The following is a 15627-nucleotide window of genomic DNA, read 5'->3' as shown; positions in this document are numbered from 1 at the left end:
GGGCCGGCAACCCGATGGCGTTACATCGCCCGGTAGATCCACGCCATGCGTGGATACCCCCTGCGAGGAGCAGCGGTGCCAACCAAGGTTGGCCGCCACCAACAGCAGGCCCACACAGCAATCGGTTGCCGGCCAGCGGCCGGCACTACCAGGGGCAGGTCACGCATAAAAAGACGGCGCCCTGCGGGCGCCGTCCTCATCCACTCGCTTGGCAGACCCTGATCAGGCGGCCCGCGGGACCTCGTGTGCTTCCTGCTGGCGGAAGACCGACACCGCTTCAGTCAGCGTCCCAGCCTGCGACTGCAGCTCACGTGCGGCAGCGGTGGCCTCCTCCACCAGCGCCGCGTTCTGCTGCGTGGCCTGATCCATCTGCACCACGGTCTGGTTGATCTGCTCGATGCCAACCGACTGCTCCTGAGAGGCCGCCGAAATCTCGTGCATCAGGTGGCTGACATTCTCAACGCCACCGACAATGCCCTGCATCCGCTGGCCCGCATCGGCCACCAGCTGGGCACCTTCGCCCACCTGGCGACCCGCCTCATCGATCAGCTTCTTGATTTCCTGTGCGGCGGCGGCGGAGCGCTGCGCCAGCACGCGCACCTCGCTGGCCACCACCGCGAAGCCGCGGCCCTGCTCGCCGGCACGGGCGGCCTCCACTGCCGCGTTGAGCGCGAGGATATTGGTCTGGAAGGCGATGCCATCGATCACGCCAGTGATGTCGCCGATCCGCTTCGAGGCTCCCTCGATCGCCTGCATGGTGTCGACGACCCGCTGCATGGCGACGTTGCCGTCGCTGGCGGCGCTCTGGGTGGTGATTGCCAGCTGGCTCGCCTCGCGCGCATGGGCAGCGTTCTGGCGCACGGTGGCGGTCAGCTCTTCCATCGAAGCGGCGGTTTCCTGCAGGTGCGCTGCCTGGCGCTCGCTGCGCTCGGACAGCGCGCCATTGCCCGCAGCGATTTCGCTCGCAGCGGTGCTGATCGAGGACGCGCACTGCTGGATACGGCCCACCATGCGCGCCAGCTGGCCGGCGGTGGCGTTGGCATCGCGCTGGATCGCGGCAAAGGCGCCGTGATACTCACCATGCATGCGTCGATCGAGGTCGCCGCTGGCCAGCGCCGAGAGCATCTGCCGCACCTCGTCAACCGTACTGCCCAACGTATCCAGCAACTGGTTGATGCCACCGGTGAGGCCATCGAGGAAGCTGGCACCTTCGGTTGCCTGCAGGCGCTGGTCGAGGTCGCCGGCGGCGGCGGCCGCGACGATGCCGGCGACGGCGTTCTCCAACGCGAGCTCATGGGTACGGTCATGCCACTCCACGGCGAAGCCCAGGCGCACGCCCTGTGCGTCGAAGACCGGAGTAACCACCTGTGCGAAGTGCACCGGGCCGATCTGTACCTTGCCGTTGTGGCTGACCTGCAGGCCATTGAGGATGGCGCGGATCCGGTCCGGGTTGGCGTGGAAGCGATGGATGCTGCTACCGACCAGGCGCTCGGCATCGAAATCGGGGAAGGCCTGGCGCAACGTTGCCTGCTGGTTACGCAGCAGGGCCACCACCGAGCGGTTCACGTAGCGGATCACGTGATCGTTGTCGGCAATCATCATCGCGGTGCGCGAGGCATCGAGGGCCTGGCGGATCTGCGCGTTCTCGGCGTGTGCCTCCGCTTCGCGTCCACGCTGGGCCTGCACATGGCGTGCGGTGTCGGCCAGCGCATGGGCCAGCGAACCTGGTGCGTAGGCGGTGGTGTCAGCATGTGCACCAAGATCGGCGCCGGTGGCGATGTCGCGCGCCAGCGCGGCCAGCCGGCGGGGACCGTGGCCGAGTGCTTCGGTCTGCTGGCGGAGCCGCAGTGCGACCTGGCCAAGGAACAGGGTCAGGCCGGCCAGCATCGCGGCCTGCAGCAGCGCCGGCCACAGCGCAGTACCGTCCAGCAGCGGTGCCAGCAGGGAGAGCGTACCGACGCCACCGGCCAGCCACACCGGAAGGCGATCACGGTGGCCCAGCAGCACGCCCAGCAGCAGGGCAATCGGCAATGCCGGTGACAGGCTGATGATCGCGCACAACACGGCCAGCTGCAGCGACAACAGCAACGCCAGACCGTTGCGGGCGACGGCCCGGCCCGCCTGGGGGCCGCCCAACCACGCGGCTGGCAATACGGCGACGGCCGCCAACGCGGCGGCTTGTGCCTGCGGCCCACGCAGCGCCAGCACCAGGGCAGCCATAGCCAATATCCCGCTGCCGATCAGCAGGCGGCGGTCAGCGCGGCGCGCGAGCTGCTGCAGATGCGGCAGGCGGGCGGTATCGGGGGGACGGGAGGATGCAACGGACATCGGCGACTCCTGGGTCAGCTAAAGACAACGGCCACGCCGCAACGCACGCAGCAGGGCGTGACGAGGGCGGGTGCCGGGAATTCGGGGAATGCGACGCGATCAGCGACGCGCAGACGGGGCACCGTGGCCACATCCTGTGGATGACGGTGCAGCAGAGCGGGCATGCGGACTTCCTTGCAGGACCAGACACACGCCGCAGGCCCGACCGGGTCCGCGTGCGGCGGGCGCAGGGGCCCGCAACTGATGTATCGGCCGCAACTGCGCGGAGTGAAGTGCGCGAACGCCGTGACTCAGCCGGCGTTGTCGTTGCTGAAGAAGTGCAGGATCACGTCTGCGATCTGTTCCGGGTTTTCCATGTGCAGGTGATGGTTGCCGGGAAACACCGCCAGCCGCCCGTTGCGCAGGTGCTGCAGGCGCTCGCTGCGCATCGGCTCGGGGTAGTAGGACTGCGCAGGCGTGGCATAGATTACCTGCGTCGGGCAGGCGATGGCCTGCAGCAGGTTGTCGATCTGGCCTTCGCTGAGGCGGATCGCGGTGGGCAGCATCAGCCGCGGATCGCTGCACCAGCGGTAGCCGCCCTCGACCGGTTCCACGCCCCGCTCGACCAGCAGCCGTGCGCATCCTTCGCTGAGCTGGTTGGTCATCATCCGCGCACGGATCGGCGCGGCCAGGTCAGGGAACACGCGCAACTGCTTGCGTGCCAGTCCCCGCGTGGCGTTTACATGTTCACGCAGACGGTTGGCCGTTTCTTCCTCGGGGCCACGCAGGCCGCCCAGTGCTTCGATCGCCACCAGCCGCTCGACGCGGTCGCTGACCGAGGCGGTGAGACTGGCGATGCCGGCGCCCATTGAATGACCGAGCAGGCTGAAGCGGTCCCAGCCCAGCGCGTCGGCGACATCGAGTACGTGGCAGATCGCGGCGGCCGTGGTGTAGCTGGCACCGGCCGGCAGGTGCGCGCTGTGGCCATGCCCGGGCAGGTCGATGGCCACCAGCTGCAACGGCGACAGGTGCGGCGCCAGCGGCACGAAGCTGGCCGCATTGTCGAGCCAGCCATGCAGGGCCAGCACGCGCGGGCCGTCGCCGTGATTGCGCAGGCCGGCGACGCGCGCGCCACCGACCTCCAGTTCAAACGGCTGCAGACTCATGCCAGCGAGGCCACGGCCAGCCGCGCCAGGGCGCGAGCGTGTTCCGGATCGGCGTTGAGGCAGGGGATGTAGCGCATCGTCGCGCCGCGCTCGGCCAGCGTCTCGGTGAAGCCCAGCGCCACTTCCTCCAGCGTTTCCAGGCAATCGGTGGCAAAGCCCGGGCAGACCACGTCGATCTGCTTCACGCCGGATTCGGCCAGCGCCCACAGGCTGGGCTCGGCATACGGCTGCAGCCAGCGCTCGCGGCCGAAGCGCGACTGGTAACCGATCTGCCAGTCGTCCCTGCCCAGGCCCAGTGCGTGGGCGATGGCCTGCGCGCTTGCCTCGCAGCGCTGCGGATACGGGTCGCCCGCGTCGGCCAGGCGCTGTGGGATGCCATGGAAGGAGAACATCAGTTTCCGGCCGCGACCGTGCTGCTCCCAGTAGCGGCGGATCGATCCGGCCACGGCCTCGACCCAGCCTGGATCGACCGAGTAATCGCGCACCAGGCTGACGGTTACGCCTGGGTTGCGGCGCTGCCACGCATCGACGCGGTCTTCGACCGAGGCGGTGGTGGTGGTGGAGTACTGCGGGTACAGGGGCAGCACCACGATGCGGCGCGCGCCGTCGGCTGCCAGGCGGTCGAGCTCGCTGGCCAGCGCCGGTTCGCCGTAACGCATCGCATGGCGCACTGTCAGGGTCGGCAACAGGGCCTGCATGGCCTGCGCCAGCTGGCGTGTATGCACCATCAGCGGTGAGCCGTCGGGCAGCCAGACCTGGGCGTACTTGGCCGCCGAACGACTGCTGCGCAGGGGCAGGATCAGTCCGCGCAGCAGCGGCTGCCACAGCAGTGGCGGGATCGCGACCACGCGGCGGTCGGACAGGAATTCGGCCAGGTAACGGCGTACGGCGGGGGCCGTCGGCGTCTCGGGCGTGCCTAGGTTGACCGCCAGCACGGCGGTATCGGGTGCGTCGAGCATGGGCGGTATTGTCGCCGATCCGGCGCCGTGCCGGGATGCAGGGTTCGGATTGCAGGCATAGCGCGCATCAATGTGAGCAGGGAACGCTCATTGGGGATTCATGACAACGCTACTAATTTCAGTCACTTGCTATATCTTCCTATGGACTGACTTCTGGAGCCTGCCATGCGTCGCCCGATCCAAGCCCTGCTGATCGCCGCCAGCCTGCTGTCCAGCCAGGCCATGGCCGGACCGCAGGAAGACCAGCGTGCGCGCAATGCCGTGCGCGTGCTTGCTGAAATCCAGGAAATCCCCGAACAGGGCATTCCGGACAAACTGCTCGACGAAGGCCGCGCGGTCATCGTCATTCCCGACACGATCAAGGCCGGTCTGGTCATTGGTGGTCGTCGTGGCCACGGCCTGATGTCGGTGCGCATGCCCAACGGCGCCTGGTCCAATCCGGTGTTCGTGAAGCTGACCGGCGGCAGCATCGGCTTCCAGGCCGGCGTGCAGTCCTCGGACGTGGTGCTGGTGTTCCGCAACGACCGCAGCCTGGACAACCTGGTCAATGGCAAGTTCACGCTGGGCGCCGATGCCGGTGTCGCCGCCGGCCCGGTCGGCCGCAATGCCGCCGCTGCCACCGACGGCCAGCTGAAGGCCGAGATCTGGTCCTGGTCGCGCGCGCGCGGCCTGTTTGCCGGCGTCGCGCTGGATGGTGCGGTGCTGCAGATCGATGATGCCGCCAATCTGGATGCCTACGGCAGCAACACCACGCCGCGCATGATCTTCGAAGGCCGCGCTGCCGGTTCGCCGTCGATGGATGTGGTGGCCTTCCGTGACCGCCTGGAAGAGGCCACCTACGCTGCACGCAGCAACCGCAGCGGCAACGGCAGCGCACCACGTCCGGCAGCGGCCCCGGCGGTTGCGCCGGCGCCTGTTCAGGCAGCACCGGCCGCCCCGGCGGAAGCCACCACGGCGCCGCTGCAGAACGTGCCGCAGACCCCGCCACCGCAGCAGCAGGGCTTCCAGCCGGTCAATGACGGCGAAATCCGCACGGAAACGCTGGGCGGGAACTGACTTTCGTCACGCGCGCCGGCTTACAGCCGGTGCGCTATGCTCGACAGCCTGATCACTAACGTAACGAGCGTCTTTATGGGCAGTTTCAGCATCTGGCATTGGTTGGTCGTGCTGGCCATCGTCCTGCTGGTGTTCGGCACCAAGCGCCTGACCAGTGGCGCCAAGGACCTCGGCTCGGCGGTCAAGGAATTCAAGAAGGGCATGCGCGACGACGACAAGCCGAACGCGCAGCTGGGCGACGAGTCGCGCAGCCAGGATGCCTCGCGCACCGTGCAGGACGAGCACGACCGCAACCCACGCTGATCCGGAGCGGTCGCGGTGTTCGATATCGGCTTCAGCGAACTGCTGGTGATTGCCGTGGTCGCTCTGGTGGTGCTCGGTCCCGAGCGCCTGCCCAAGGCGGCCCGCTTCGCCGGCCTGTGGGTGCGTCGTGCCCGCAACCAGTGGGATTCGGTGAAACAGGAACTGGAGCGCGAACTGCACGCCGAAGAGATCAAGCGGCAGATGCAGGACGTGCGCCAAGGCATGCAGGACACCGAGAACCAGCTGCGCGCCAGTGGCGAAGCGCTCCGTCGCCAGGCCCAGCAGGCGCGGCAGCAGGGCGACGATCTGGCGCAGGAAGTGCGAGCACCGGCGCAGGCCGATCTGCCGCCGCACATGATTGCCCAGCCCGGCGTGGACCCACCGGCCCAGGCTGGCGCCGTTGCCGGGGCGGCTGCAGACGCGCCCGCTGAAGCAGCCGCGACACCGCCGCCGCAGAGCACGGAGCGCCAGCCATGAGTGAACAGGATTTCGGCGAAAGCTCGCTGGTCGAGCATCTGGTGGAACTGCGCGGCCGCCTGGTGCGCGCATTGCTGGGCCTGGGCGTGGTGCTGCTGGCGCTGCTGCCGTTTACCCAGAAGCTGTACAACGCACTGGCCGAACCGCTGGTGTCGCAGCTGCCGAACGGGCAGACGATGATCGCCACCAACCCGGCCGGCGCCTTCTTCGCCCCGCTGAAGCTGACCTTCTTCGTCGCCCTGTTCGTGGCGGTGCCGTGGCTGCTGTACCAGTTGTGGGCGTTTGTTGCCCCGGGCCTGTACGCGCGTGAGAAACGCCTGGCCGTACCGCTGCTGGTGTCGTCGGTGCTGCTGTTCTACATCGGCTGCGCCTTCGCCTACTTCCTGGTGCTGCCGGCGGTGTTCCACTTCCTCACCACCTTCAGCCCGGACGTGATCGCGATCACCCCGGATGCGAACGCCTACCTGGATTTCGTGCTGGCGATCTTCTTCGCCTTCGGCGGCAGCTTCGAACTGCCGGTGGCGATGGTGATCCTGGTGCTGCTGGGCTGGGTGACGCCGCAGCAGTTCAAGGAAGGCCGTGGCTACGCAATCGTCGGCATCTTCGTGGTAGCCGCAGTGCTGACTCCGCCGGACGTGGTCTCGCAGCTGATGCTGGCGATCCCGATGTGCCTGCTGTACGAGCTGGGCATCCACGCCGCGCGCTGGCTGGTGCCGTCGTCGGTAGTGAAGAAACCCGCCGCGTGATGCGGTAGCGCCGGGCCATGCCCGGCGTGCGGGGTGCGATGTGATGCCACCGCCGGGCATGGCCCGGCGCTCCCGGTGGGACCGGTCAGGCGTGGAACACGTCGCTCGAGGTCGGCGTGGTCGGGATCGGCGGCGCTGCACGGCTGCCGCGATGCACGAACATCTGCTTCCACGCGGCGTAGACCGCACCGACGTACAGCGGCATCAGCACCGTGGTCAGTACCAGCTGGGCGATGAAGGCCGCAGCCAGCGGACCACCGATCAGCATTGCGATCTGGATCACGATCACGAACAGGATGTACATGCAGAACGCGGCGATCAGGCCGAGTGCGGCGAACACGATCATCGCGCCGATGTTTTCGATGCAGCCCTGCAGGCTCAGGCGCAGCGCATGCATGCCGCTCTGCTTGTCGAACACCACCAGCGCCGGCTGGGTGAACATCGCCAGCGACAGCGCCACCGCGCTCAGGAACACCAGCAGCATCCACAGCGCAATGCGCTTTGCCGGCAGGTTGGCGACCAGCGCGGCGGCATCGTCCGGCTTGATCTGCTGGCCACTGCGGCTGATCTCTTCCATCTTGGTCATGACCTCGCTGAAGGCGGTGAAGCCCTCGCGACCGATCATCATGAACAGCAGCGCGCCCAGCAGCAGTACCGCCAGCACCTGGATCGCCAGCGGCACCAGCAGGTGGCTGACGCGGTGGTCGCGGATCGGCTGCAGCAAGTGCGAGGCCAGGCCCGGGCGGCCTTCGTCGATCTCGCCCACGGCGTAGAGCATGCCGCCGAACATGATCGGCGAGATGGCCAGGGTCATCAGCTGCACGGCCATGCCTGCCGCGCCGGGAATCAGCGTGGACAACAGGGTGACCAGCCAGCTCACCAGCAGCCAGGCCAGGCCGATCCGGGCCAGCTGCAGCGGCGCACGCCGGTACAGGGAGAACGTATCCAGCAACCACTGGGCGCCCGCCGAAGCCGGCAGCTTGCGAATCTCTTTCATGGACATCCGGGAGGGACAGGAGGGGCCGGGCGGCTGCCCGTGCCGCCGATTATCCCTGTTTTGCCGTCGGCTGGGCTGAAGACAGCCGCGCCTGGCGCACGAAACGGCGCAACAGCTGGCGGGCCAGCGGCGCGGCGCTGACTGCGCGCTCGATGGTGCGGGCGCAGCCGCCGTGGCGACCGATGCAGTCGGCGCGGGCACGCACGTAGCCGCGCATGTGGTGGGTGGCGAATTCCGGATGGAACTGCACCCCCCAGGCGTGGCGGCCCCAGCGGAATGCATGGCAGCCATCCAGCGGCGAGCGTGCCAGCACCTGGGCACCCTCGGGCGCACGCAGCACGGTCTGCAGGTGGGTGGCGTGGGCGGCGAAATGCTGCGGCAGGCCCTGGAACAACGGGTCCTGTGCCGCCTGCGGCTGCAGTTCCAGTTCGATCGTGCCGGACTCGCGGCCAGCCGGGTTGTAGGCCACCTCGCCCCCCAGCGCATGGGCCAGCAACTGATGGCCATAGCAGATGCCGAACACTGGCAGACCGGCGTGGGCAGTCTGGCGCAGCCATGCGGCGCTGCGCTCGCTCCAGTCGGCGTGGTCGGTGACGAAGGCGGCCGAGCCGGTCACCAGCACGCCAGCAAAGGCATGCGGATCGGGCAGGGCATCACCGTGTTCGACATCGACCACCACCGTCTCGTGTTCTTCCAGTCCGGCGGCGACGCGGATCCAGTGTGGAAAGCGCCCATAGCGGCGCAGCGGCGGCACCGGTCGGCCGGTTTCAACGATCAGGAACGGGGCTGGATTCATCCGGGGGCGGCAGTACTGACAGGACTTCCTCGATTGTAGTCAGCCCCTGCGCCACCTTTTCAAGCCCGGCCTGGCGCAGGGTCCGCAGCCCTTCAGCACGTGCGGCACGGCTGAAACCGGCCAGATCCATGTCGGCGCGGATCTGCCCGCGCAGCCGCGAGCCCAATGGCAGCAACTCATACAGGCCGATGCGGCCAAGGAATCCGGTGCGCCGGCACTCCAGGCAGCCAACCGGCCGACAGGGCGTGGCGGCATCTGGATATGCGCCATCGCTATCAGCCAGCACCGCCCAGTCGGCAGCACCAAGGGTGTGCGGCTGCTTGCAGTGCGGGCACAGCGTGCGCACCAGGCGCTGGGCGAGGATGCCGTTGAGGGTGCTGGCGAGCAGGTAGTGCGGCACGCCCAGGTCGAGCAGGCGGGTGACCGCCGAGGGCGCGTCGTTGGTATGCAGGGTGGACAGCACCAGGTGGCCGGTCAGCGAGGCCTGGACCGCCATCTGCGCGGTCTCCAGGTCGCGGATCTCGCCGATCATGATGATGTCCGGGTCCTGCCGCAGCAGGGTGCGCACGCCGCTGGCGAAGTCCAGGTCGATGTTGGCCTGCACCTGCATCTGGTTGAACTCCGGCGCGATCATCTCGATCGGGTCCTCCACCGTGCACACGTTCACGTCCGGCGTGGCCAGCCGCTTCAGCGTGGAATACAGGGTGGTGGTCTTGCCCGAGCCGGTTGGACCGGTGACCAGCACGATGCCGTGCGGCCGCTCGACCAGCGCATTCCAGCCGGCGACCTCCTGCGGGCTGAAACCGAGCTGGTCGATGCTCTTGAACGCGGCATCCGGGTCGAAGATGCGCATCACGCACTTCTCGCCGAAGGCGGTGGGCATGGTCGACAGGCGCATCTCGACCTCGCGGCCACCCGGCGAGCGGGTCTTGATGCGGCCATCCTGCGGGCGCCGCCGCTCGGCCAGGTCCATGCGGCCGAGCACCTTGATACGGCTGACCACCGCGGTCATCACCGCTGGCGGCACCTCGAACACCTTGTGCAGCACGCCGTCGATGCGGAAGCGCATGCGGCCCATCTCGCGACGCGGCTCCAGATGGATGTCCGAGGCGCGCTGTTCGTAGGCGTACTGCAGCAGCCAGTCGACGATGTGCACGATGTGCTGGTCGTCGGCATTGACGTCGCCGGTGCGGCCCAGCTCGACCAGCTGCTCGAAGCTGGGCAGCGTGGTGTTGGCCTCGCCACGCACGTCGCCACGGGCGCCGCGCACCGAGCGGGTCACCCCGTAGAACTCCATGGTGTAGCGGTGCAGGTCCAGCGGGTTGACCACCGCCAGTTCGATGCGGCGGCGGGTCAGGTGCTGCAGGTCGCGGCGCCATTCCTGCACCAGCGGCTCGCTGGTGGCCACCAGCACGCGCTCGGCGTCCACCGCCAGCGGCAGGAAGCGGTGGCGGCGGGCGTAGGCGTGGGAGACCAGCGCGGTGACCGCGGCGACGTCGACCCGGGTCGGGTCGATGCGCAGGTAGCGGCTGCCGGTGCGCTGCGCCAGCCACTCGGTCAGGCGTTCCAGGGTCAGTTCGCCGCCGCCCGTGGCGGCCAGCTTGAGGTTGGACAGCAGTACCAGCGGATGCACTTCACTGGCGTTGCGCGCGCCCTGTGCGGAAAATCGCATGCGCTCGCGGTCCTGCTCGGCCACGAGCCCATCGGCGGTCAGGGCCGCGGCAATCTGCTCGAAATGCAGCCGTCCCCAGGGCAGCGGGACGCCGCCCGCCTCGCCGGGCGTGCCTGCCGGCAGCCGATGTTCCATCTGCCTGCTCCTCCCGGGTACGGAATGCCCCGCAGGTCGGCCGTTATACTAGCGCACCCCCTTGCCGGCCAAGACTCGTACGCATGTCCGCGACCCCGACCGTTCCGATCACCTTCCAGGGCCTGATCCAGACCCTGAACCAGTTCTGGGCCCAGCAGGGCTGCGTGCTCATCCAGCCGCTCGACCTGGAGGTGGGCGCCGGTACCTTCCACCCGGCCACCTTCCTGCGTGCGATCGGTCCGGAAGGCTGGAATGCGGCCTACGTGCAGCCGTCGCGGCGCCCGACCGATGGCCGTTACGGTGAGAACCCGAACCGCCTGCAGCGCTACTACCAGTACCAGGTGGCGATGAAGCCGGCGCCGGACAACATCCAGCAGCTGTACCTGGATTCGCTGAAGGCACTGGGCATCGATCCGCTGGTGCACGACCTGCGCTTCGTCGAGGACAACTGGGAATCGCCGACGCTGGGCGCGTGGGGCCTGGGCTGGGAAGTCTGGCTCAACGGCATGGAAGTGACCCAGTTCACCTACTTCCAGCAGGCCGGTGGCCTGGAATGCCGCCCGGTTCTGGGCGAGATCACCTATGGTCTCGAGCGCCTGTGCATGTACCTGCAGAACTGCGACAACGTCTACGACCTGGTCTGGACCTACGGCCCGGACGGCCAGCCGGTGACCTACGGCGACGTCTACCACCAGAACGAGGTGGAGCAGAGCACCTACAACTTCGAATACGCCGACGTGGAAGAAATGTTCCACCGTTTCGACGCCTGCGAGCGCGAAGCGCAGAAGCTGGTGGAAGTAGGCCTGCCGCTGCCGGCCTACGAGCAGGTGATGAAGGCCAGCCACACCTTCAACCTGCTCGATGCGCGCCGCGCGATCAGCGTGACCGAGCGCCAGCGCTACATCCTGCGGGTGCGCGCACTGGCCCAGGCGGTGGCCAAGGCGTATTACGAACAGCGCGAGAAGCTGGGCTTCCCGGGCGCGAAGAAGGCCTGAAGGCCGCGCTCTCCCCCTTACTCCGGGGCGCCGGACGCGTCGCGCGCTGCGCCCCCACCACAGGATTGAAACGATGAGCCAACTGTCCCCCCTGCTGATTGAACTGGGCACCGAAGAGTTGCCGGTCAAGGCGCTGCCGGGCCTGGCCCAGGCCTTCTTTGACGGTGTTGTCGAAGGCCTGCGCAAGCGTGGCATCGCGCTGGAACTGGGCGATGCGCGCCCGCTGTCCACCCCGCGCCGCCTGGCCGTGCTGCTGCCGGGCGTCGGCCTGGAACAGCCGGAACAGCACAGCGAAGTGCTGGGCCCGTACCTGAACATCGCGCTGGACGCCGAAGGCCAGCCGACCAAGGCCCTGCAGGGCTTCGCCGCCAAGGCCGGGATCGACTGGACCGCGCTGGAGAAGACCACCGACAACAAGGGTGAGCGCTTCGTGCACCGCGCAGTGACCCCGGGCGCGAGCACCGCCAGCCTGCTGCCGGAGATCCTGCGCGAGGCGATCGCGGCGATGCCGATTCCCAAGCCGATGCGCTGGGCCGATCACGCCTGGGGTTTCGCGCGCCCGGCGCACTGGCTGGTGCTGCTGCACGGTGCCACTGTGGTCGAGGCCGAACTGTTCGGCCTGCAGGCCGGCCGTGTCAGCCGTGGCCACCGCTTCCACCACGACCAGACCGTGTCGCTGGCACAGCCGCAGGACTACGTTGAAGCGCTGCGCGCCGCGTTCGTGCTGGTCGATCCGAGCGAGCGCCGCGCACGCATCGTCGCCGAGGTCGAAGCCGCCGCAGCCAAGGCCGGTGGCAGTGCCCGCATCACCGAGGACAACCTGGAGCAGGTGGTGAACCTGGTCGAATGGCCGTCGGCAGTGCTGTGCAGCTTCGAGCCCGCGTTCCTGGCGGTGCCGCAGGAAGCGCTGATCGAGACGATGGAAATCAACCAGAAGTTCTTCCCCGTGCTGGATGCGGCCGGCACGCTGACCGAGAAGTTCATCGGCATTGCCAACATCGAGTCGAAGAACGTGGCCGAAGTGGCCAAGGGCTACGAGCGGGTGATCCGCCCGCGCTTCGCCGATGCCAAGTTCTTCTTCGACGAGGATCTGAAGCAGGGCCTGGTGTCGATGGGTGAGGGCCTGAAGACGGTGACCTACCAGGCCAAGCTGGGCAGCGTGGCCGACAAGGTGGCGCGCGTGGCCGCACTGGCCGAAGTGATCGCAGCCCAGGTCGGTGCCGATCCGGCGCAGGCCAAGCGGGCTGCGGAGCTGGCCAAGAACGACCTGCAGTCGCGCATGGTCAACGAATTCCCGGAACTGCAGGGCATCGCCGGCCGCCACTACGCCGTGGCAGGTGGTGAATCGGCCGAGGTTGCGCTGGCCATCGACGAGGCCTACCAGCCGCGCTTCGGTGGTGATGACATCGCGCTGTCGCCGCTGGGCAAGGTGCTGGCCATCGCCGAACGCGTGGATACGCTGGCCGGTGGTTTTGCTGCAGGCCTGAAGCCGACCGGCAACAAGGACCCGTTCGCCCTGCGCCGCAACGCGCTGGGCCTGGCCCGCACGATCATCGAAAGCGGCTTCGAGCTGGACCTGCGCGCGCTGCTGGCCAGCGCCAACGGCGGCCTGGCGGCGCGCAACGTGCAGGCCGACGTCGGCGAGCTGTACGACTTCATCCTCGACCGCCTGAAGGGCTACTACGGCGACAAGGGCGTGCCGGCTTCACACTTCAACGCTGTGGCCGAGCTGAAACCGGCCTCGCTGTACGACTTCGACCGCCGCTTGGATGCGATCGGCATCTTTGCGACGCTGCCGGAAGCCGAAGCGCTGGCCGCGGCCAACAAGCGCATCCGCAACATCCTGCGCAAGGCCGAGGGCGAGATTCCGGCGCAGATCGACGCGGCACTGCTGCAGGAAGATGCCGAGCGCGCGCTGGCCGAAGCGGTCACCGCCGCCATCGATGACACCGGCGCCAGCCTGCACCAGAAGGACTATGTGGCGGTGCTGGCACGCCTGGCGCGCCTGCGTCCGCAGGTCGACGCGTTCTTCGATGGCGTGATGGTCAACGCGGAAGATCCGGCACTGCGTGGCAACCGCCTGGCACTGCTGACGATGCTGGGCGAGCGCCTGGGCAAGGTGGCGGCGATCGAGCATCTGTCGAGCTGACGCCCGTATCGGTAGTGCCGGCCAGCGGCCGGCACTACCGGAACATCGCCGGCGGATGTCCATCGGGATCATCGGCGTCGCCGCACGCGACGTCGGCATCCTCGCGTGCGATTCCGATGATCGCCACAAAGGCGCGTATTTTGACCGCCACTTAACAACCGATCTCCAACGACGTGATGCATTTCGCATCGTCACCTCCGGTCGGTATGCTGTGCCGCATGCAGCCAAAGAAATACGCCCTGCCGCTGATGGTCCTGTCGCTGGCCGCCACCTCCGTGGCCCACGCGCGCGGCACCATCGACAAGGTGGACATCAAGGGATTGGACAAGGGCGACGACGCCGCAATCATCGAGAACATCCAGGAATCGCTGTCGCTGTTCGACACGATCGGCAAGGAGCAGGGTGAATCGCGCCTGGAGTACCTGCTGTCGCAGGCCGAGCGGCAGACCCGCCAGGCGCTGGAACCGTTCGGGTACTACAACCCGGTGATCAAGGTCGAGGCGCCGCGCCAGGATGAGCACGTGCGCGTGCTCATCCATGTCGACAAGGGGGCCCCGGTGACCGTGCGCCGCGAGCACATCGACATCACCGGCCCGGCGATGTACGACCAGTACCTGCAGGACGACCTGGCCGCATTCAAGCCCCGCAAGGGCCAGCGCTTCGAGCACACCCAGTACGAAGCCAGCAAGATCACCATCACCCGGCGCCTGGCCGAGCGTGGCTACTTCGATGCCGACTACACCCAGCGCCAGGTGCAGATCACCCGCGCCGACAACGCGGCCGACATCGACCTGACCTGGGACAGCGGCCGCCGCTACAACATGGGCCCGGTGCGCTTCCAGCAGGACTACTTCGTCGACAAGCTGTTCGACCCGCTGGTGTACTGGGAGCAGGGCAGCTACTACCACGAGGGCAAGCTGGACCGGCTGCGCGAGTCGCTGACCAAGCTGGACTACTTCAGCGTGATCGACATCCAGCCGCGCCCGGACCAGGCCGACGAAAACGGCGAAGTGCCGGTGGACGTGAAGCTGACGCGCGCCAAGCGCACCATCTACACCGCGGGCCTGAGCTACGGCAGCGAGAGTGGCCCGGGTGTGCGTGGTGGCATCGAGCGGCGGTTCCTGAACAACCGCGGCCACAAGATGAACACGCAGCTGGACTATGCGCAGAAGCGCAAGAGCCTGATCACCAGCTACCGCATTCCAGCCTTCAACTGGCTTGATGGCTGGTACACCTTCGCTGCCAGCGCCTACGACGAGCAGACCGACTACATCGACCTGCGCAACTTCAAGCTGATCGCCAGCCGCAGCGGCGAGATCAACGAACACTGGACCGCGATCGCCTCGATCAACGCGCTGCGTGAGCGCTGGCGCTATGCCTCCGGCACCGAATTCACCGACGCGGTCTACAACACCTCGACGCTGGTCTACCCGCAGCTGGTCGCCGACTACGTCGACGTCGATGACGAGCTGTTCCCGCGCAAGGGCGTCAGCGGTACGGCAACGATGCGCGCCGGTGTGGAAGGTGCGGGTTCGGACACCAGCTTCGTGCAGGCCAATGCCGTGCTGCGCTGGTACATCCCGGTGGGCGATAGCAATCGCCTGATCCTGCGCGGCGAGGGTGGCACCACCTGGACCAGCGACCTGGTGGCGATGCCGCCGAGCCTGCGCTACTTCGCCGGTGGTGACCGCAGCATCCGCGGCTACGCCTACCGTGAGGTTGGCCCGCGTACGCCGAAGCCGGACAAGTATGCGCTGGGTGCCAAGAACCTGGTGATCGGCTCGGCCGAGTACGAGCACTACTTCAACGGTGGCCCCTGGGGGGCGGCGGTGTTCGTCGATACCGGCAGTGCCTTTGACAACACCATCG

General features: G+C 67.8%; 13 protein-coding genes. 7 read left to right on the top strand and 6 right to left on the bottom strand.

All coding sequences use genetic code 11. The annotated features are described in order from the left end of the window. Positions 1-222: 222 nt before the first annotated feature. The 3 genes from ACTXG9_RS19295 to hemH form a co-directional block, all read right to left on the bottom strand. Positions 223-2328, bottom strand: coding sequence for a methyl-accepting chemotaxis protein (locus ACTXG9_RS19295; RefSeq protein ID WP_021204699.1), 2106 nt, complete (start codon positions 2326-2328; stop codon positions 223-225). A 290-nt stretch (positions 2329-2618) separates the two neighbouring features. Next, positions 2619-3473 carry an alpha/beta fold hydrolase gene (locus ACTXG9_RS19290; protein ID WP_019661775.1) on the bottom strand — a complete coding sequence of 285 codons (855 nt, stop codon included), beginning with the start codon at positions 3471-3473 and terminating at the stop codon, positions 2619-2621. Continuing rightward, positions 3470-4432, bottom strand: a complete 963-nt coding sequence (gene hemH, locus ACTXG9_RS19285) for a ferrochelatase (protein WP_207048779.1) — start codon at positions 4430-4432, stop codon at positions 3470-3472. Before hemH ends, ACTXG9_RS19290 begins: the two co-directional genes overlap by 4 nt. 165 nt (positions 4433-4597) lie before the next feature. Here hemH and ACTXG9_RS19280 point away from each other — a divergent pair, with 165 nt between their 5' ends. The 4 genes from ACTXG9_RS19280 to tatC all read left to right on the top strand — a co-directional run bounded on the left by ACTXG9_RS19280 (position 4598) and on the right by tatC (position 7014). Next, the gene (locus ACTXG9_RS19280) at positions 4598-5488 is read left to right on the top strand and encodes a lipid-binding SYLF domain-containing protein (protein ID WP_019661773.1); all 891 of its coding nucleotides are present in this window, start codon (positions 4598-4600) and stop codon (positions 5486-5488) included. A 75-nt stretch (positions 5489-5563) separates the two neighbouring features. After that, positions 5564-5791 carry a Sec-independent protein translocase subunit TatA gene (gene tatA, locus ACTXG9_RS19275; protein ID WP_026347229.1) on the top strand — a complete coding sequence of 76 codons (228 nt, stop codon included), beginning with the start codon at positions 5564-5566 and terminating at the stop codon, positions 5789-5791. Between the two features lie 15 nt (positions 5792-5806). Then, a complete protein-coding gene (gene tatB / locus ACTXG9_RS19270) occupies positions 5807-6268 on the top strand; it encodes a Sec-independent protein translocase protein TatB (RefSeq protein WP_019661771.1) in 462 nt (153 codons plus the stop codon). After that, complete coding sequence (gene tatC / locus ACTXG9_RS19265) at positions 6265-7014, top strand: twin-arginine translocase subunit TatC (RefSeq protein ID WP_058979271.1); 750 nt, start codon at positions 6265-6267, stop codon at positions 7012-7014. The genes tatB and tatC overlap by 4 nt, the downstream gene beginning before the upstream one ends. An 85-nt stretch (positions 7015-7099) precedes the next feature. Here tatC and ACTXG9_RS19260 read toward each other — a convergent pair whose 3' ends face one another. The 3 genes from ACTXG9_RS19260 to ACTXG9_RS19250 are packed head-to-tail and all read right to left on the bottom strand — an operon-like array spanning position 7100 to position 10614. Further along, positions 7100-8011 carry a BPSS1780 family membrane protein gene (locus tag ACTXG9_RS19260; RefSeq protein ID WP_019661770.1) on the bottom strand — a complete coding sequence of 304 codons (912 nt, stop codon included), beginning with the start codon at positions 8009-8011 and terminating at the stop codon, positions 7100-7102. Positions 8012-8060: 49 nt separating this feature from the next. Continuing rightward, positions 8061-8807: a glutamine amidotransferase gene (locus ACTXG9_RS19255; RefSeq protein WP_188250640.1), complete on the bottom strand. Its 747-nt coding sequence runs from the start codon at positions 8805-8807 to the stop codon at positions 8061-8063. Beyond that, positions 8779-10614 carry a GspE/PulE family protein gene (locus tag ACTXG9_RS19250; RefSeq protein WP_188250639.1) on the bottom strand — a complete coding sequence of 612 codons (1836 nt, stop codon included), beginning with the start codon at positions 10612-10614 and terminating at the stop codon, positions 8779-8781. The genes ACTXG9_RS19255 and ACTXG9_RS19250 overlap by 29 nt, the downstream gene beginning before the upstream one ends. An 83-nt stretch (positions 10615-10697) precedes the next feature. Here ACTXG9_RS19250 and glyQ point away from each other — a divergent pair, with 83 nt between their 5' ends. From glyQ to ACTXG9_RS19235, 3 genes are all read left to right on the top strand, one after another. After that, the gene (glyQ, locus tag ACTXG9_RS19245) at positions 10698-11609 is read left to right on the top strand and encodes a glycine--tRNA ligase subunit alpha (protein WP_111098078.1); all 912 of its coding nucleotides are present in this window, start codon (positions 10698-10700) and stop codon (positions 11607-11609) included. Between the two features lie 73 nt (positions 11610-11682). Then, positions 11683-13758 (top strand): glycine--tRNA ligase subunit beta, encoded by a 2076-nt coding sequence (gene glyS / locus ACTXG9_RS19240; RefSeq protein WP_134735320.1) that lies wholly within the window; start codon positions 11683-11685, stop codon positions 13756-13758. A 206-nt stretch (positions 13759-13964) separates the two neighbouring features. After that, positions 13965-15627 (top strand): autotransporter assembly complex protein TamA (locus tag ACTXG9_RS19235; RefSeq protein WP_457654817.1); only part of this gene is annotated, 1663 nt, incomplete at its 3' end.

It is taken from the genome of Stenotrophomonas maltophilia group sp. LNF247, assembly GCF_054083135.1.
This window is presented reverse-complemented; position numbering and strand designations above follow the sequence as displayed.